Below are 19,666 nucleotides of genomic sequence, written 5' to 3' on the forward strand. Positions count from 1 at the left end.
CCCAACTAAAGGGTAAAGGCTACATTTTCAAGACAGTAGGGGAGATCATTTACTACGATAATTTCAATATAGACGTACAGGGGAGGCAATATAAACAATAATACGTGTATAAAAAGTAAAACGATAAGCTGATGTTGTTTCCTCTATGAGGCAAAGATTTGGGATCAAACATGTTTACATTAACCGTATAAAAACTATTTATGGAAGATAACCGAGATTCTACATATAACGCAGAAAGGATAGGAAAAGCAATAATTGCTTTCCCTATCCTTTCTGCGTTATATGTAGAATTCTGATGTATATATTTGGGATATAAGACATTTACTTGGGGATAGGTAGATGATATAGTTATATTATGCATGCCTTTGTTAGGACTAAATCTTTGCGTATAATAAAGTCCGAATAAGATATTAGGCGAATAACGCGAAGTTCACTCAATTGCTAGTTATAGCAATAATGTGCAGTTGGGCATGACCAAAGAGCATGATTTTCGAAAATCTCCATTGTCTGTTCTAGTTTACTTGACAGTGGAGGTTTGCACAAATATTTCTATACTACCGATGACTGTGCTCGAAATAGAAAGCGAGCAATCTCATATCTTGGAAAAATTTACCTCTACAAACAAGCGGCACGTCTTATGCGCCTGCTTCTCTATATAAAAGCATGAAGTTACATTTTACCTAATTTAGCTACGCTTTCTAATTAACTTTTTTCGTTTATATCTAGAGCGCAACAAAAGCATCGTAGGAAAATAGCGCCCTTGTTCGGGAATGTGCTGTATCTAATTATTCCCCAATTGAGGGGGCGATAAGGATATAGATATAATTCTATAGTTTAAAATGTGCAGGGCGGTATTGTAAAAAAGCAGCTAAAGCTTTTTATACTTTGTCTGCTTTTTTATAGAGTTCTTAGTGATGGTTGCAAAAAATTGCTTGCAGAGCGTTCGTTTGCTTAAGGCAAAATACCGGGGGAGCACCAATACGAGGCGTCTGCCGTTTGCCAGTCTGGCCTGGAAATTGCATTCAGGTCGTACACAATTTTTCCTGCGCGCAAAGTCATTACACATTCCAGTTTTTTGGTGGCAGCCATACGCGCATGTCCACCATCGGCAAAGCCAAATTTGCCGTCTCGTGCTTCTAAAACCGCAACATCGGCGCAGCTGCCTACACTTAGATCACCTAAGGATGGGCGTCCGATAACTTGAGCAGGGCGCTTAGTGGTACGGTAAATAATTTCGTTAAGCCCCATACCAATGTTCCAGTATTTCGACATGATACTGGTTAGTCCAAATACAGGGCCTGCAACATTGTCAAAATACAAATCTGTAGAAAGTGTATCCGAAACAAACCCTTGTGCAAAGGCAGGCACAGCATTGCGAAACCAAAAGCTGCCCGCGCCGTGGCCCAGGTCAAACAAAACGCCGCGCTCGCGTGCTTGAATTAGTGCAGGGTTTAGCTGTCCGTTTCCATCTAAAATCGGGAACTGCTGTGCGAACACATGAGTATGAATATCTCCGGCACGCAGTTTTTTCAAAATCAAATCCTCATAACTACGACCGGGTAATGTGGGCTGAAAGTCTACCATAGCGGGAAGACCGCATAAAGCTGCTGCCTCAACCGTAGCATCTACCGAGGCCCAGGCAGGGTGCGTAGCGTCGAAAGGCTTACCCACCCAATAATGAGCCGTTTTTATTGCTACAACCAGCTCCGGGTGCGCTTTTGCAAGCCCGGCAACGGCAGCAGGATGAAAATTATCGGGGTCTTGCTCTGTTTCTAGATTGACCATGCCGCCATGTGAAATGTTTACCATGGCCAATAGGCGAACCTGGCTGTGGTCAATGATATCCTCTTTAAAACGGTAAAAATCACGGATACCGCAGGTGCCTGCATCCACACAAGTGGTAACACCCTGCTGAAACATATGAGCATCGGCTTCAATGCACGCAAGGCCATCTGTCGCAAGGGGAAATTTCGGATAAGCATGGCAATGCATATCAATTAAACCGGGTACAACATAAAGGCCGCTTACATCCACTGTTTGAGCACAGCGCAAGCAAGAAAGATCCTTCCCCACAGCGAAAATCTTTTTGTCTTTTACTGCCATGTCGCAAATGCCGTCAATTTGATTGGCTGGGTCGATTACGTGGCCACCTTTTAAAATTAAATCTGCAGACTGATGCTCCATTTTAAACCTCTCCTTTTTGTTATAGAAAGAACAGACGGATAATCGCCATGTAAACGATTACAAAAAATCTATTATTATCATATCCTCCTAAAAAACATAAGTCAATGTTTTTTAAGTAAAAAACTATGAATATAGTACAATTATACAAAGAAATGTTATAAAAATTTGCGAAAACACGAAATTGAAAAATAGTATTGACATTATATGGACATGAAGATAGACTTAAAGCAATGAAAGCGTTTACAAATTTGCTTTGGAGCCAATTAGTAAAAGGGAGCGACACATAAATATGAAATTTCTAGACAAAAATGCTACGATTAAGGACGTTGCACGTGAGGCAGGTGTCTCTCTGGCAACAGTGTCCCGTGTAATCAACCATGAAAATAATGTCAGCCCCGGGTTGCAAGCAAAGGTATGGGATACGGTAGAAAGATTAGGTTATAGCCCCAACAGTGCGGCGCGATCCCTTATAAAGCGGAAAACCGGCTGCATAGGCATTATTGTGCATAACCTGCATGACCCTTTTTTTCACGAGCTGATTAGAGGCTTTGAGATAGGGGCCAGCCGTACACAATACAGCGTGATGTTTTGCAGTGTTTTCGGTGGTGATTTGCAGAGCAAAGAGAAGTATTTAAAATATCTTACAAACGGTGTGGTTGACGCTGTTATTTTGTATGGATCTTACCTTTCCGATGAAGCTGTAATACAGTATTTGCAGGAAAAGTCTTCTATGAACTATGTGCTGATCGAAAACGATATGCCAGAAATCGATTGCAACAAGCTGCTGATTGACAACCAAGTCGGTGCAAAAGAAGCGGTGGACTATCTTATAAAAAAAGGGCACCGTAAAATTGCCTGCCTGTGTGCAAACCCTAACAAAAAGGTAAGCCTTGATCGCTTTAATGGTTATATGCAAGCGATGCATGAATCAAACTTGGAGGTTTGTGACGGATATATCCAATATGCCACAGTAGATTATTCCAGCGGCTACCAGCGCTTAAAAATGTTAATGGAATTACCAGTGCCGCCTACCGCTGTTTTTTGTGGAGATGACGCGATTGCCAGCTACGCCATACGCGCAGCGTTAGACATGGGCCTACGCGTGCCGGAGGATCTATCGATTATGGGGTTTGACAATCAGGCAATTTTACCGGATCGTTACCGTGGGCCGGATATTACCTCTGTGGCACAGCCTTTGGAGCAAATAGGAATAGACAGTGTGCTGTTGTTGTCGGAACAATTAAGCGGTAAACTGCCCGATAAATCGGTTATCAAAACATACAGCACGAGCATTGTAGAAAAAGAGACTGTTGCAGAATATCACGATAGATAAAGGAGCTATTCAAAATGGACTACAATCATTTACTGGCAGGAAAACGAGTATTTATTACTTCAGGTCAGAGAGGAATTGGCAAAGATATTGCGTTGCTGTTTGCGTCGCAGGGGGCAGCCGTTGCATTAGGTGGCCCCAGTAAAGAAAAGTTGGAGGAAGCGGTGCGGGAGATACAAAAGTTAGCACCCGACTCGAAAGGTTACCAGGTCGACCTTTCGCAGGCCCAGGAAACCGAGCAGACTTGTGAAGAGGTTTTAAAAGATTTTGGCGGTATAGATATTCTGGTGAGCACGGTGGGAATTAATTACCACCAGCCGGTGCACTTGTGTGAAGATGCCACGATTGAAAAATTTTTGGAGACAAACTATAAAAGCGGGCTACGCTGTGCACGCAAGTTTTTGCCCGGTATGATGGAACGCCGCAACGGCAATATCATTAACATTTCTTCAATTCATGCGGTGATGACAATGCCCGGTTTTGGGATATATGCCGGTACAAAAGGCGCAATGAACGCGACGGCTCGCGCAATAGCACTGGATTATGCTCCTTATGGGATACGCGTAAACACGATTTGCCCGGGGCTGGTTTTAAGTGACAATATGATGGATGAGATTCACTCTTACCCCGAGGGAAAAGCACGTGATGAATTTATGGACATGCTGTGCAAAATGCAGCCGCTTGCCCCCGGAAGTATGGCTGCTGTGTCCAATGCGGCACTGTATTTGGCCAGCGATATGTCACAATATATGACAGGTCAGATATTAATGGTAGATGGAGGGGCCAGCATAAAAGCCCATTAATGTAATTTTTTACCTACAAAAGAAAACGTTTACATTTAAACAATGCTTGATTGTATTCCAAAAGCCTGAAATAAATCCCAGCAATTGTACATCGCGATTCTATTTGTGAGGAAAGTGAAAGCTATATGAGTATTTACGAAGAGATGAACATCACGCCTTATATCAATGCGCACGATACCTATACCGTATACGGCGGTAGCCGTATGTCCATTGAAACGCTTTGCGCTGTGCAAGAGGCTGCCGCGCATTTTGTGGATATCCACGAAATGCAAACAAAGCTCGGGGCTGAACTGGCGCGTTTAACGCATAACGAAGCCGCTTACATTACAAACGGTGCTTCGGGCGGCCTGCTGCTTGCAGCAGCGGTTTGCATGGCGCAATCGAATGAATACGCTTTCAGCCGGCTACCAGATACGCAGAGCCTTTACCATAACGAGGTTATCGTAATGCGCGCGCAGCGCAATGCCTACGATAAAGCAATAGAAGGCTCCGGTGCCAGAATTATAGAAATAGGCGACGCGGATGAAACGCTCGAGTTTGAGCTGGCAGGCAGCATCGGTCCCAAAACAGCAGCAGTTTTCTACTTTGCTTCTGTGCTTTATAGCCGCGGCTCCATGTCCTTGGAAAAAACGATTGAAATTGCACACAGCAAAGGAATCCCGGTCGTAGTGGATGCAGCCGCACAGCTGCCTCCGGTAGAAAATTTGTGGAAATTTACACAGATGGGCGCCGATATGGTTATCTTTAGCGGTGGAAAAACCCTTTGCGGCCCGCAGGACAGCGGACTCATTATAGGTAAAAAGGCATTAATTGAGGATTGCGTGCGGTTCGGTGCACCTGTTCATGGTGTGTGCCGTTCAAGCAAGGTTTCGCGTGAGGCAATGGCAGGTTTATATTCTGCGGTACGGCAGTATTTGTCTATGGACCATTCAGCCAATGAAAAACGCCTGTTTGAGTATGCGGCAGCCCTATGTGAAGCAGTAGAAAAAACGGGTTGCGCCCGCTGCGAAATAGTACCCTACGGGCCGGTAGGACAAAGCTATCCACGCGCCTTTTTCTATTTAACTAAACCGGATATAGCTCAAGCAATCAAAGAAGAAATGTACCATCGCCATATTTACATAGGTGCAGAGAACAACAAAAATGCAGTGTATATCAGCCCGCTAAACCTGAATGAGCAGGAACTGGAGATTGTAAAACAGCAGCTGACAGATGTGCTGTTGCAAATGAGCGTATAAAGGGGATTTGTAATGAATCAACAATTTATCAAAAAACATTGTGAAGAACTTACCGCAATTTTGCAGTATTACAAGCAAAAGCTGGAGGAACAGATTTTACCTTTTTGGGAACCACGTGTAGTAGATATGCAGTATGGAGGTTATTTCAATTGCTTTGACGCCAAAGGAGAACTCTATAGTACAGTAAAACCCGGGTGGTTTGTCGGTCGTACAATGTATACGTTTTCATATCTTTATAACACCTATAAGCGCAACCCAAAGTGGCTGGAAATTGCCACCCAGGGCAGAAGCTTTTTAGAAAAAGCAGCTCTGTCCAATGGGCGCTTTTGCCAGATGCTCGCGCAAGACGGCACACCAATTACCGGTGCCACTTCTATTTTTACCGACCATTTCGCAGTTAAGGGGTTGTATGAATACATAATAGCAACTGGCAAAACGAACCCGCGGGATATAGAATGGGCTCGCCAGCTTACCGACCAGCTTTTCGATCATATATTGACCCCGTCTGTATTACAGGACGAAATGATCCCCGACGGCATGCAAAAACATGCGGTCTGTTTTATGACCTTGCTGGTGGCGCTTGAGAGTAAGCATCTCTTTGGCAACGCATACAGTTCCGTTTTACGCGACTGCATACACCGTTCGCTATATGTATTTGCGAACGACACGCTGCAGGCACCTTTCGAGTATGTAGGCACAGACGGCATGCCCGTATTGCGCGGAGAAGGCAGGTTAATAGACCCTGGTCATACGCTGGAATCTATGTGGTTTGCCATGCGTGCCGGGCAAGAGGAAGGAACCACCGCCTATGCACAGCGGGCGAAGATTGTTATCGATTGGGTTCTGCACCGCGCATGGGACGAAACCTATGGCGGCTTTTACCAACATGTCGATGTGGAAAACACTACCCCTGAAGAGCGCTTCTTGACCAACACCTACGTGGATGTCCCCGTTTTATGGGACGACAAAATTTGGTGGGTGCAGGCGGAAGGGCTGTATGCGCTGCTGATGAGCAGTCTGGAAAATGGTGCGGATGACCATTTTGCATATTTTATGAAATTACACCGCTTTGTAAAGGAACATTTTATGGATGAAGAAGTGGGCGAGTGGAACAGCGTCTGTCACCGCAACGGAGAGGTGAGCGACGCGCGCAAAGGGTTTGAATTAAAAGGGCCGTATCACGTCGTACGCTGCCATGTACAGATTGTGCAGTTGCTGCAACAGGCATTGCAGGACATAAAGTAACGGTTATCCGATGTCAATCGGTTAAATAAGTAAAATCTAAGGAGGAAGAAAACCATGAAAAAGACAATTAAGAAAATGATGTCTCTCGCACTGGCATTCATTCTCACTGCAACAGTATTCACAGGGTGCGCAAGCAAATCCGCTTCCAGTCAGGCTATCGCCGGCTCAAACGGTAATGTTACCATCCAGTGGTGGACCCCAAACTGGGACGAGCCCGAAAGCCGCGAAATGGCTGCAGAGTTTGAAGCAGCAAATCCAGGTATCAAGGTAGAACTGGTTATTACCGACTGGGATACCTACAAAAGCAAGATTACCACTGCAATCAGCACCAATAACGCCCCTGAGCTGAGCACCGTACTTACAACAGACGTAGCACCCCTTGCAAAGCAGGGCTTGCTTGCCTCACTCAATGAGTTGGCACCTGCCGCTGGTGTGAAAATGGAAGATATCCTCAAACCTGCGCTTGACATTGCCACAGTAGACGGCAAGACCTATGGTATCCCGTTCCGTCACGACGGCTCGGGTATTTACTACAACGTTGATTTATTAAAAGCAGCCGGTTACGATTCCTTCCCTGCTACCTGGGATGAAATGACGGAGATGAGCAAAAAGGTTACAAACGGTACTGTAACAGCTTTTGCATGGCCCTTAGGCAACCAGGCTAATGCTACAACCCGCTTGGTTCAGCAGCTGTATACATACGGCGGAGATGTACTGAACGAAGACGAAACAAAATGTCTTTTGGACAGCGATGCAGGCAAAAAAGCAATGGGAAACATTGTGAACTCTATCAAAGAAGGTTATGCAAGTGCCAGCAGTATGGAGATTGACAACACCAAAATGCGCGATATGTTCGGCAGTGGTCAGCTTGCATTTAACCTGACCGGGCCCTTTGATTTGGATACACTTAAGACCGATTACCCCAACCTGAACTTCAAAACAGCCGTAATCCCCGGTGATGGAGGAATGGGCTGTACCACATCCAACGGTTGGACAATTGTCATGGCAGAAAAGAGCAAAAACAAAGAAGCTGCGGCCAAGCTGCTGGCTTACCTAACTACACCCGAAAATCAAGCGCGCCTTACCGATTCTCTCCCTGCCAGCTATGAGGCGCTGAAATATCCGCAATATTCTAGCGAGGAGCTTACCCCCTTTGCCAAACAGTTGGATAATTCCCGCCCTGAGCCCACCTACACCCGCTGGGCAGAAATGGAGCCAATCATTTATCAATATATGCAGGCCGCCATTGCCGGAAGTATGAGCGTTGAAGAAGCGTGCAATGCAATGACCGCAGACATTAATACTCTGATAGCAGACTAATATCGGGCAAGAATCTCCTGCCCTTTTGCCAAAAGCAGAGCAGGAGATTCTTTTTACCGATAAACATAAGCGGTAACTGTACCACTTGATTTTGATAATAAAGAGGGGAGTTGTCTATGCATCATTTGCAATTGACACGGGATGAAAAAAGGGCGCTACCTTTTATTTTGCCAGGTGTTTTGGTAACGGCATCGTTGATTATCTACCCACTGTTTTACATCTGTACAATGAGTTTTTGTGAAAACGGTATTGGAAAAGCCGGTTTTGCGGGGTTAAAAAATTATAAAAGACTGTTCCAAAATCCACAATTTACCCAGGCAGTATCGAATACCATGGTCTGGACACTTTCAACTGTTTTGGCGTCGTTTATCATCGGCTTTGCGCTTGCAATGCTTATCAACCGTGCAACCATTCGTGGCAAAGGTATGTGGCGTGGGCTTGTATTTGTAGCGTGGATTATACCAGGCGTCGTAAAGGCCACTGCCTGGAAGTGGCTTTTTGCAACAGATGGGGGCATGGCAAACCATATTTTGCAGTCGCTTCATCTGATTAATGAGCCGATTCCATGGCTTACGAGCCCACAGTACGCAATGCTTTCTGTGGTTATTGTGCAGGTGTGGGCATGCGCACCCTATGTCATGCTGATGATGACTGCAGGCTTGCAGCAAATGCCCAAGGAACTATATGAAAGCGCAAATTTGGATGGCGCAAATTGGTGGCAAAAAACGCTGCATATTACGCTGCCCATGCTTAAAGATGTAAGTTTTATTTGTGTGCTGCTGCTTTTGGTTTGGGCTATCAACGAATTCTCGCTCATTTGGATTATGACAAGCGGCGGGCAGGGAACAACTACACTTTCGCTTTTGGTATACAACCAGTTTAAAGTGCTCAACCTGAATGCGGCCAGCGCAAGCGCAATGATGCAACTGCTGGTTACATTGTTCTTCGCTGTCCTCTACGTCAAATTTGTAATCAAGGAGGACTAACTTGTGAAAACCAAAGAATTAAAAACCACTGCTGCAGATCTATTTATATACGCTTTTTTAATCATAGTTGTCCTTATAACGCTGATACCTTTGGGTTGGATTATTAGTACGTCGCTCAAGCCGTCTGTCGAAATATTTTCAAAACCTCCGTACTGGATTCCAAAGCAAATTGTTTTAGAAAGCTATGTGGACGTTCTGTTCAATAGCGGTATTCCACGGGCCTTTTTAAACAGCTTTTTGGTTGGTATTGGCTCGGCCTTTATGGCGCTTTTACTGGGCGGAAGTGCCGGGTACGCGTTTGCACGTTTTAAGTTTCGTGGCAAAAGCTTTTTCTCTATGTTTATGCTACTCAGCCAGATGTTACCGCTGACTGTGCTGATGATTCCGCTTTTTTATATGGAAAACGCCCTCAACCTTGTAGATACAAAGCTGGGGCTGGCCATTGCGCACCTAGTTATTTCCATGCCGCTTGTAACATGGATGGCCAAAGGCTATTTCAAAGGGATACCAAAAGAGATTGAAGAGGCTGCCGTTGTAGACGGCTGCGGCACCATACAAAGTTTGTGGTATGTTGTTGTACCGCTTTTACGCCCAGCCATTGCCGCTACCGGTATTTACGCCTTTATCTCCTCGTGGAACGAATTTGCGTTGGCAAACGTGCTAACCCGCAGCGAGGTGAGTAGAACAGTGCCTATCGCTCTAAATGAATTTTCATCCTTTTTTAAAGTAGATTGGGGCGACACTATGGCCGCGGCCGCTATTATTACGCTGCCTATTATTATCTTGTTTTTGTCTGTTCAAAAACAGTTTGTAGAAGGGCTTGCCAGCGGCGCTGTAAAAGGATAAACATATAAGGATTAGTAAAAGAAGAGGAGTTATAAACTTATGAGTGAAACAGGAAAAAGAATTGAGAATTTGGGTATTACGCTGCCGGTAAGAGACCGCAAAGGGAAAGGCGCAGTAGATGCAGTATTAGAGGGCAAGTTGCTATTTTTGTCTGCTCACCTGCCCGTAGACGCCGAGGGTAAGGCTGTTTACACCGGCAAGGTGGGTACCGAGATGGATTTGGATACCGCCTATCAGGCAGCGCGCCTGTGCGGCCTGAACATGCTGGCGACAATTAAAGATTATATAGGCGAACTGGACCGTGTAGATTACTTTGTAAAGGCACTGGGGCTTGTAAACAGCGGGGCGGATTTTTCCAGCCAGCCGGCTGTAATGAACGGATTTTCTGATTTGATGGTAGAGGTGTTTGGCAAGCGTGGTCAGCATGCTCGCAGCGCAATGGGTGCTTTTGCTTTGCCGCAAAACGTGCCTGTGGTTGTGGAAGCCATTGTAAAAATTCGCTGATTGGCGCAAGAATAGGAGAAAAGCATGGATACAATCAATCGAATTGTGGAAAACAATGCAGAGATAGAGCCTGTATATAAAAAGAAGCGTGGTATTGTGCTGTTGCGCCGGGTAGATAATCTTATTTTTGTATCAGGCCATGGTCCCGAAGATCAGATTACGGGTGTGCCGCTGTTCCGCGGCCGAATCGGTGCAGACCTTACACCGGAAGAAGGGTACAGGGCAGCCAGAGAATGTGCGATTATTATTTTAGGTGCTTTAAAAGATACTTTGGGCAATCTGGATAAGATTGACCATTTTGTAAAAGCTTTTGGCCTTGTCAATTGCGCTGAAGGCTTCCACGATGTGGACGGTGTTATGGACGGTTTTTCCGACACCATTGCGGATGTGCTGGAAGAGCGCGGTTATCATGCACGCACAGCCATGGGCACGCACAATTTACCCAATAACAATATACCGGTAGAAATTGAAGTAATCGTTTCTGTAAAGGATTAAACCGTGGCCAGAGATATTTTACTGGCCGTTGGCGGGTACACGCAGCCTGGCTCCCCAGACCTTGCTCTAATAAACTGGAATGGCAGGCAAGGGGAAATCTGTCATGCACTTCATACAGGTACGAACCCTTCTTTTTTAATCCAAAAAGGAAAAACGTTGTACGCAGGGCACGAGCTGGTAGATTGCGTAAAAATTACATCGTATCGTATAAAAGAATCTGCGCTGGAGCAGAAAGGTGAGATTACGCTGCTCGGTGCTGGCCTATGCCATCTAAGTGATGCAGATACCTGTTTGGTGGGTAGCTGCTGGCAAAGCGGAGATTTTTTTGCCGTTGATTACACGCTTCAAAAAGAACTCTGGCGTATGTGTTTACCGGGTGCAAAAAAAGATGTGGCGCATGCGCACTGCAGCGTGCTGATGGGGCAAGAATTGCTGTGCTGCGACATGGGTAGCGATTGCATAGCCTGTTACGACTTAAGTGCTGAAGTACCACAATTGCTTTGGGTAAAAGTTTTTGCACCTAATACGGGACCAAGACAGATTATTCCGGTCGATAACGCTAAGTTTGTGCTGATATGCGAAAACAGCAACAGCGTAATGCTGTGTAAGAAAAGCAAAGCGGGTTGTTTTTGCCTGTATACACTTTCGCTGGCACAACTGGGTTCAGGGTGGCCGGGTGGCGCATGTATGGTGGAAAGTGAAACAATTGCCGTAAGTGTGCGTGGCGTTCCCAAAATCGCAATAATCCGGGTTGAAGCAGATTCGCTTCGCTTACATAGGATCCAACCGCTCTGCGGAGACTGGGTTCGAATGATAACCTTTTTATCCGATAAGACTTTACTGGCTGTGCAGCAAAAGATGAATATAGTAGAAGCAGTACCACCAAAAATAGGAGCAAAATTTGATACAGTGGCTTTAGAGTTTGCGGCCCCTGCTTTCGTTTTGCAGGTGACAGAGAAAGAGGATGATAACAATGAACATAAATAATCGAGAAGAAATCCTTGCAATAACATCACACTGGAAGGGTGAGCGTTTTCCTGATGGGCGCCCTCGTGTTTCGGATGAAAAATTAGAAATGATACGCACAATGACGATAGAAGAAATCTGGCTGCCTTTATATGTCAAGGGATACAGATTCCAGTTCGAAGGCGATTTGAAAATTTTGCACCACCGCAAAAAGCTTGTAGGGCGTGCCGTGACCTGTACATTTATGCCCACACGCCCCGATTTAAAGGATGTAGTATACAGCTACGCAAAAGAAAACGGATGGGAAGGTATGGGCAACCAATGGGTGGTAGATAGCCTGACCGAGGGAGATGTTTTAGTAGCGGATATGTACGATAAGGTGTTCAACGGCACCTTTGTGGGAGGAAACCTTACAACCGCAATTGCCACACATACCAAGAACGGTGGAGCTATTATATGGGGTGGTGTGCGAGATGTGGAGCAGATGGAAAAAATTAAAGATGCCCAGGTATATTACCGCGGTTCTGACCCTACACCAATCCGTGCTTGTGTGATGACTGACTTTAATGGCCCTTGCCGCATAGGTAAAGCGGTATGCCTGCCGGGAGACGTTGTTTTGGGCACCGGTAGCGGTGTGATGTTTATTCCATGCCACGAGGTGGATTATGTAATTAATTCGGCGCAAAAATCTCATGCAAAAGATATTTTTGGGTTTGAGATGATTGCGAACCAAAAGTATACGACTGCCGAAATTGACAATTCACTTTGGAGATTGGAAATGCTGGAGGATCTGGAGAAGTTTTTGCAGGCAGACCCGCGTTGTGAAAAATACCGTAATTTAGACTGGAGCCTCGAGTGGGATGCAGCAAAAGGCGACCCGCAGGCGCTGGAACAGGTGATGAAAACCTGCCTGCAATAAATGTTAGCCTTGCTATAGAACGCCGACAAGCTTCCTTTCTAAATTTAATAAAGAACAAAGGAAAAACCGTTATTCTAAATGATAGCTGGTACCAATGGATATTTAACGACAAAGAAATTAAATGCCGAATACAGTCTGTTTTGACAGTAGAATCAGCACAACTTCCTCAAATCAACAGCAGCTACCAGCAAAAACATTTTAAAGATAATGGCAAGATTATTCAACTTTAAAAAGCCCCTCGATAAAACAAAAGGAAGCATTTCGACCTGTACACTTTAGCGTACAATAACCATTGGCTATGCCAGTGGGAATAGAAATTTTTAAAATAAGAAAAACCTCCTATGTTAAAATTGAAGCAGGTTCGCCAACCGCGTCAAAAAACATAGGAGGTTTTGTCATAAATGACATACAAACATTCTAAATGGGAATTCTAGTACCATATTTCTGATTTGTGTAACAATCATATTTTTGTCTATTGGGTCTATTCGAATTTGTCGTATAAAGTTGTACTCTGTATGGGATAGTGACTCCCGAGACTGGAAAGACCCGCCTGCCGAAGAGATAACAAACAAGATGGTAAGCAGTGTGCAAAACGGAAGCATTACGCTGTTTCATGTGGGAAAGAAGAATACAGTACAAGCTTTACCGGGAATTATTGACCAGATTAAGGATAAAGGCTACAGTTTTAAGACTGTTGGGGAGATTACCTACTATGACAATTTTAATATAGACGTACAGGGGAGGCAGCATAAACAATAATACGCATGTGCTCCATTGGAAATCTAGTTTCTTAACAGTAAAAAAGCATCTGCTTCACAATTCGTGCTGCAGATACTTTCCTTCTTAGTCCATGTTGCTTGAACTGTTGCTCAAGGTGGATGTTCTTGTATCGGCTTAACCCGTACTTATAAATCCAGCTTGTTGTTTGCAATAAATAATAATTTGTACATATTGAACCACTTCTTTTTTGTTTCTTTTATTCCCCATACTAAAAAAGGAGATACTTATTAACTATAATATTAATTAAACAACAATTTACATTCACAATCACGTAAATTCTTTTGAATGTAAAATAGTGTCCGTTGACTCCTGTATTATGCAAACTGATACGCCTGCAAAGACTAACATCTGGTGAGCGAATATTTTAATAAATAAGGGCTAAATGATCGTAGACTTTAAAGGGCTAATCTCTTTAAACGCAGCAAGCTTTACACAATACTTCATCATCTGTTGAAAAAGATGTCAAGATTTGTTATAATCGATAGCGACAATTTAAACGTAAAATACCATATATGAAAAATATTTTTATGGCATTTGCCGAAGAATGATGGGGTAAACTTATGTCTTTGTATAGAATTATGGTTGTAGATGATGAAGAAGAAATTAGGGAGGGAATCAAGCGCAAAATCAACTGGGAGAGTAATGGTTTTGAATTGGTTGCCTCTGCAGCAAATGGGCAAGAAGCATTAGAGTTGGCTGAGAGCCTGCATCCAGACGTTGTACTGACTGACATTAAAATGCCGTTCATGGATGGATTGACGTTGGGTAAACGCTTGTATGAGCAAATGCCTAAAATAAAGTTGGTAATATTTTCGGGGTTTGATGATTTCGAATATGCGCAGAGAGCAATTAAAATTAACGTATCGGAATACATATTAAAGCCAATTGATGCGCAGGAGCTTGTGGAGGTATTGCAAAAAATCAAACAGCAGCTGGATAACGAATTCATTGAAAAGTGTAACATTGAACGGTTGCGCGAGCATTATCAAAATAGTATCCCTATCTTGCGTGAGCAGTTTTTGGTTCGTTTGTTGGGAGGGCGAGTAACATCACGGTGGATCAGTGAGCAAATAGAGCGTTATAAAATTGATATTTTTGGATCTTTCTGGAGCGTGGCATTAATCGAGTTTGATTCTAGCATCCAATCGGAAGGCCAGGAGTATGCTGCTACAAGCCGAAAAGAGCTGATACCGCATGTTATTAAACAACTCGTTGATGAAAATCTATCACCATACACCCATTTTAAATGCTTCCTTTACAATGACTACGTAGCTGTAATAGCTATTCTGGAAGAAAGAGGGAAAATACTAAGCTTTATCAATGGTATAAACTATATATGTAAGCTTGCCCAACGTTTTCTATTGTTAACACTTTCGGCAGGCATTGGATCGCCCTGTGATTCACTTACCGATCTTCATTATTCTACCGTCGGTGCACGCAACGCTTTAGAGTATCGAGTACTGGTAGGTGCAGATAAAGCAATTTATATTGATGATGTTGAGCCGCAGACAATGGGACAGCTTGAATACTGTGATGTGGATTTTCAAGATATGATGGCTGCAATTAAGGTTGGTGAATCGGAGAAAATTGAACGGGAAGTAGAACGCTACATCAACTGTTTCCGTGAGAAGAACTTTCAATTGTCTCAATATCAGTTGAGTTTAATGGAACTGACGGCAGAGTTGCTTAAAATAATACGTACTTATCAGTTGGATGGGGCGGCAATATTGGGGAAAAGCTTTGACAGCAATTTTTATATCTCTAGCTTTGATTCGCTGGATGCCCTTAGAAAATGGATTCTTGATACTTGCCTTAAAATCAGCCGTTTAATCCGACAGGAACGCACCAATTCTTCTAAGCTGGTTGCGGAGCAAGCGAAGCATTTTATTAAAAACAACTATTCTGATTCGGAACTCTCACTAGAAACGATATGTAATTATCTGCATCTGAGTCCTACGTATTTTTCCACCTTGTTTAAACGCGAAACCAGTTTGAGTTTTGTTAACTATCTAACCCAGGTACGCATGGAAGAGGCAGTAAAACTGCTGAATACAACCGAATATTTGGCTGGCGAAATAGCGAATAAGATCGGCTATAGTGAGCCAACTTATTTTAGCTACGTCTTCAAGAAACAGTTTGGAATGTCGCCCACCAAGTACCGCAGTGTAGGAGGACAAGATGGCATCTAACCTGAGAAAGAAGTGGAGCTATTTTAAAGAAGCCTATAAACGTAAGAGTTTTCAATATCTGATTTCCATTTCTTTTACCGCGGTAGCACTGGTGGGAATGATTTTCTTGGGAATATCGCTGTATACTAGGTTTATATCATCTGCAGAAAAAATCATCCGAGATAATAATAAACGCGTCATTGACCAAGTGAATCTCAATCTTGACGGATATCTTAGAAATATGCGCCGTGTATCCGATTCGATGTATTACCGAGTCATTAAAAACAGTGACCTTGCAGTAGATTCTATCGACGACGAAATAAGCCTGCTCTATGATGCAAATAAGGATCTTTTGGTCAGTATTGTGGTGGTGGAGGATAATGGCAAGCTGGTGAGCACGGCTCCGCTCTCCAAGCTTAAGAAAAATGTGGCCCCAAATGAGCAGCAGTGGTTTCAAAGTGCTATGGAAAAAATCGAGAATATGCACTTCTCTATCCCGCATGTCCAAAATTTGTTTGAAGATCCGGATTTTCGATACCGATGGGTGGTGTCGCTTTCCCGCGCTGTAGAATTGACGCGTGATGGCGCAGTTCATCAAGGTGTTTTGCTAGTGGATATGAACTTTTCAGGTATTGAACAATTATTTAAGGATGTTAACCTCGGTGGATCAGGGTACATTTATTTGATTAGTGGGGATGGAGATATTATCTATCATCCACGCCACAAACTGCTTTACTCCAACATCCTAAAGGAAAACAACGTTGAAATGGCAGATTATGACGATGGAACCTACGTAGAAACCTTTGAGAAGGAAAAACGTGTGGTTACGGTGAAATCAGTGGGCTATACCGGCTGGAAAATCATCGGTGTAACCCCGATGAAGGGTATTACCGCAAACTATTTGCAAATTCAGGTGTTTGCAGTTTTTATTCTTTTATTTACTATTTTTCTCATCATCTTTGTTAACCAGTTTGTTTCCTCTAAAATTGCCGATCCAATTAAAAAGCTAGGGAAATCGGTAAAGAGCTTAGAGGAGGGGGATTTTGACGCAAATATTGCAATTGGCGGGCCTTATGAAATTCAGCACCTGGGAAGAATTATCCAATCTATGGTGACACAAATGCGCAAGTTGATGGATGACATAGTGGCAGAGCAGGAGTCGAAGCGAAAAAGCGAGCTTGATGCGCTGCAAAGCCAGATTAACCCGCATTTCCTCTACAATACACTGGATTCAATTGTTTGGATGATCGAAAATGAACGCTATCCAGAAGCCATTAAGATGGTAACTTCACTTGCAAGGCTGTTCCGCATCAGCCTGAGCAAGGGAAATAATAGAATTACGGTGAAGGATGAGTTGGAACATGCACAGTACTATCTCACGATTCAAATGATGCGCTACAAGAATAAATTTACGGTTCAATTTGAAACCGACCCCGCCGCCCTGAAGTGTACCACGATAAAACTAATTGTACAGCCTCTATTGGAAAACTCTATTTATCATGCCATGGAGTTGATGGATGGTGATGGAGAAATTACAGTGAAAACCTATTTTAATAAAGAGGATTTGTATATTGATGTTGTGGATAACGGAGATGGAATACCGAAGGAGGTTTGTGAGAATTTATTAAATGCGGCTGTCACTACACACTCGAAGGGCTCTGGCTTAGGGCTTAGCAATGTTAATAAAAGAATTCAGCTTGCATTCGGAGAGCAGTATGGGCTTGAAATCATCAGTAGGTTGGGCTATGGTACAACGGCTCGAATTCGCCTACCTTGCATTAATCATCACATGGAATCGAGGGAGAACATCAAATGACAAGAAAAAAAGTAATTGTTTTTGTTCTTCTGCTGATCATGTTAACGTCATCTTTTTTGATACTGACTTATGCAATGCTAAAAGCCGAAAGCCCTTCGGAGCTAAAAAATATCTCTGTTATAGTACAGGGAAAGACTGGTGACGATTGGGAATCTATAAAACAGGGTATGGAGCAGGCATCTGATGAAATGCATGTGGAACTCACATTTATTTCAGTTTCAGCAGAAGACAGTTTAGCGGAGCAAATTTCTCTTCTGGAACGCGAAAAGGGTAGCGGTGTGGATGCAATCATTTTATCCGTAATGGAAAGTGGCAAATTAGCGGCAGCAATGAACAATATCGCTGCAAAATTTCCGATTGTTTGTCTTGAATATGGTATGGATAACAGCCATGTTACCTCCTATGTTTCGACAGATAACTATGCTATGGGTGTAGAGGTAGGTAGGAAAATTTTACTGTCAGATAATCCCAATCAAAATGTTTTGCTGGTTGAAGGCAGTAAAGATTGTAACAATATTAAGGAGCGCCGTAATGGATTACTCTCCGTTTTGGACGCGAACGGAATTCATACTATTGATTGGGAAGACCTGAATAACTCCGAGTCTTCTACCTACCGATTCCTAAACCTATGCAAGGAAAAAAAACTGGGTACAGTTGTAGCATTTAGTTCTTTAGATCTTGAGGATATGGCACAAATGCTTTCTGACGAGAAGATTAAAAATATTAATCTTTTTGGAATTGGGGCATCAAGTAAAATTGCCCATTATATTGAGCAGGATGTTGTGAATGCCACGGTGGTACAAAATGATTTTGGAATTGGATATTTAAGCATTCAAGCTGCAGTGGATGCATTGGAAAGAAGAACTGTCTCAAAACAAATAACCGTAGAATACCGGGTAATAGATCAAAGGAATATGTATGATATGGACAATCAGAGGCTGTTGTTTCCATTCGTCAGATAAAAAGCGAGGGTATATGAATTGAAAAAAATAGTACCGACACTGATAGCATTGATTGGCATAGGAATATTGAGTAGTAGTTGCGCTATGATGGAATTTGCTTCAAGGTCAGACGGTAAAATAAAGCAAATTAAAATTGGTGTAACTATATATCAGATGGAAGATCCGTTTATTTCAACGATTCCGGATTATATTGGGAATATTGCAAAAACAAAAGAGCTAACTAAAAATATGAAAATTACGGTCAATGTTATGGATGCAAAAGGAAACCAGAATCTACAAAATGATCAGGTGGATAAATTTTTAGCGCAGAATTATGATGTTATTTGTGTTAATATGGTAGACCGCACGGCGGCCTCTGTAATTATAGATCGTGCCAAGGCTGCGAATGTACCAATTGTCTTTTTTAACCGGGAACCGGTGGAGGAGGATATGCAGCGCTGGGATAAGCTTTACTATGTTTGTTCTCTTGCAAGCGAATCCGCAAACTTGGAGGGAGGAATTGTGGTAAAGATCTATCAGGCTGATCCGCAAAAATGGGACAAGAATGGTGACGGAATATTGCAGTACGTCATTCTGGAGGGAGAACAAGGTCATCAGGATTCTCTAATCCGCACCGAGGTGACGATTAAAACAATAACGGAAGCCGGTATTAAGCTTGAAAAATTAAGCAATAAGACTGCGGACTGGCAACGCACTCAGGCCGGTGTAATCATGTCGCAGTGGCTGGAAGAATTCGGTGATCAAATTGAAATGATTATCAGTAACAACGACAATATGGCACTTGGCGCCATTGATACATATCAGGAAGCGCAAATTACAAATGTGCCGCTAATTGTGGGAATTGATGCAATTCAGCCGGCACTGGAGGCAATAAAAAACGGCATGTTGGTAGGTACAGTGCTTAACGACGCAAAGGGACAGGGGGAGGCAATCTTCGAGCTTGCCTATGCACTGGCTATGGATGAAGATCCTGTAGAAAACCCGCAAGATATTTCTCAGCGTTATATTTGGATTCCGCATAGCGCCGTAACAATTGATAATGTTGATGAAGTAGTACAGACAATGGGATACTGAATAAAAACGTCCTCTGTCCGGTAAAACCGG

At 43.3% G+C, this 19,666-nt stretch carries 17 protein-coding genes; 16 read left to right on the plus strand and 1 reads right to left on the minus strand.

Annotated elements, in window-relative coordinates; all coding sequences use genetic code 11:
• Positions 1-951: 951 nt before the first annotated feature.
• Positions 952-2,184: an amidohydrolase/deacetylase family metallohydrolase gene (locus RTV33_RS01885; RefSeq protein WP_312640972.1), complete on the minus strand. Its 1,233-nt coding sequence runs from the start codon at positions 2,182-2,184 to the stop codon at positions 952-954.
• Between the two features lie 289 nt (positions 2,185-2,473).
• On the opposite strand from RTV33_RS01885, the gene RTV33_RS01890 reads away from it, so the two are divergent.
• From RTV33_RS01890 to RTV33_RS01965, 16 genes are all read left to right on the plus strand, one after another.
• The gene (locus tag RTV33_RS01890; RefSeq protein WP_312640974.1) at positions 2,474-3,517 is read left to right on the plus strand and encodes a LacI family DNA-binding transcriptional regulator; all 1,044 of its coding nucleotides are present in this window, start codon (positions 2,474-2,476) and stop codon (positions 3,515-3,517) included.
• A gap of 14 nt (positions 3,518-3,531) precedes the next feature.
• On the plus strand, positions 3,532-4,317 hold the full coding sequence (locus RTV33_RS01895; protein WP_312640976.1) for an SDR family oxidoreductase: 786 nt from the start codon (positions 3,532-3,534) through the stop codon (positions 4,315-4,317).
• Positions 4,318-4,442: 125 nt separating this feature from the next.
• Complete coding sequence (locus RTV33_RS01900) at positions 4,443-5,555, plus strand: aminotransferase class V-fold PLP-dependent enzyme (RefSeq protein WP_312640978.1); 1,113 nt, start codon at positions 4,443-4,445, stop codon at positions 5,553-5,555.
• 12 nt (positions 5,556-5,567) lie between these two features.
• Positions 5,568-6,800: an AGE family epimerase/isomerase gene (locus RTV33_RS01905; protein ID WP_312640980.1), complete on the plus strand. Its 1,233-nt coding sequence runs from the start codon at positions 5,568-5,570 to the stop codon at positions 6,798-6,800.
• 54 nt (positions 6,801-6,854) lie between these two features.
• Positions 6,855-8,120, plus strand: a complete 1,266-nt coding sequence (locus tag RTV33_RS01910; RefSeq protein ID WP_312640982.1) for a sugar ABC transporter substrate-binding protein — start codon at positions 6,855-6,857, stop codon at positions 8,118-8,120.
• Positions 8,121-8,236: 116 nt separating this feature from the next.
• Positions 8,237-9,106, plus strand: coding sequence for a sugar ABC transporter permease (locus RTV33_RS01915; protein ID WP_312640984.1), 870 nt, complete (start codon positions 8,237-8,239; stop codon positions 9,104-9,106).
• 3 nt (positions 9,107-9,109) lie between these two features.
• Positions 9,110-9,952, plus strand: coding sequence for a carbohydrate ABC transporter permease (locus RTV33_RS01920; protein WP_312640986.1), 843 nt, complete (start codon positions 9,110-9,112; stop codon positions 9,950-9,952).
• A 39-nt stretch (positions 9,953-9,991) separates the two neighbouring features.
• A complete protein-coding gene (locus RTV33_RS01925) occupies positions 9,992-10,456 on the plus strand; it encodes a RidA family protein (protein ID WP_312640988.1) in 465 nt (154 codons plus the stop codon).
• 24 nt (positions 10,457-10,480) lie between these two features.
• Positions 10,481-10,951, plus strand: a complete 471-nt coding sequence (locus tag RTV33_RS01930) for a RidA family protein (protein WP_312640990.1) — start codon at positions 10,481-10,483, stop codon at positions 10,949-10,951.
• A 3-nt stretch (positions 10,952-10,954) separates the two neighbouring features.
• Complete coding sequence (locus RTV33_RS01935; protein WP_312640992.1) at positions 10,955-11,938, plus strand: beta-propeller fold lactonase family protein; 984 nt, start codon at positions 10,955-10,957, stop codon at positions 11,936-11,938.
• Positions 11,925-12,836 (plus strand): RraA family protein, encoded by a 912-nt coding sequence (locus RTV33_RS01940; protein ID WP_312640993.1) that lies wholly within the window; start codon positions 11,925-11,927, stop codon positions 12,834-12,836. Before RTV33_RS01935 ends, RTV33_RS01940 begins: the two co-directional genes overlap by 14 nt.
• A gap of 573 nt (positions 12,837-13,409) precedes the next feature.
• Entirely contained in the window at positions 13,410-13,595 is a 186-nt protein-coding gene (locus tag RTV33_RS01945; protein ID WP_312640995.1) for a hypothetical protein, read from the plus strand.
• A gap of 581 nt (positions 13,596-14,176) precedes the next feature.
• Positions 14,177-15,805 (plus strand): response regulator, encoded by a 1,629-nt coding sequence (locus tag RTV33_RS01950; protein ID WP_312640997.1) that lies wholly within the window; start codon positions 14,177-14,179, stop codon positions 15,803-15,805.
• The gene (locus RTV33_RS01955) at positions 15,795-17,600 is read left to right on the plus strand and encodes a sensor histidine kinase (RefSeq protein ID WP_312640999.1); all 1,806 of its coding nucleotides are present in this window, start codon (positions 15,795-15,797) and stop codon (positions 17,598-17,600) included. Before RTV33_RS01950 ends, RTV33_RS01955 begins: the two co-directional genes overlap by 11 nt.
• Positions 17,597-18,562 carry a substrate-binding domain-containing protein gene (locus tag RTV33_RS01960; protein WP_312641001.1) on the plus strand — a complete coding sequence of 322 codons (966 nt, stop codon included), beginning with the start codon at positions 17,597-17,599 and terminating at the stop codon, positions 18,560-18,562. Before RTV33_RS01955 ends, RTV33_RS01960 begins: the two co-directional genes overlap by 4 nt.
• Positions 18,563-18,580: 18 nt before the next feature.
• Complete coding sequence (locus RTV33_RS01965) at positions 18,581-19,636, plus strand: galactose ABC transporter substrate-binding protein (protein WP_312641003.1); 1,056 nt, start codon at positions 18,581-18,583, stop codon at positions 19,634-19,636.
• The last annotated feature ends 30 nt before the right edge of the window (positions 19,637-19,666 follow it).

The sequence above is a fragment of the Hydrogenoanaerobacterium sp. genome (assembly GCF_032017025.1).
Taxonomy (GTDB): domain Bacteria; phylum Bacillota; class Clostridia; order Oscillospirales; family Ruminococcaceae; genus Hydrogenoanaerobacterium.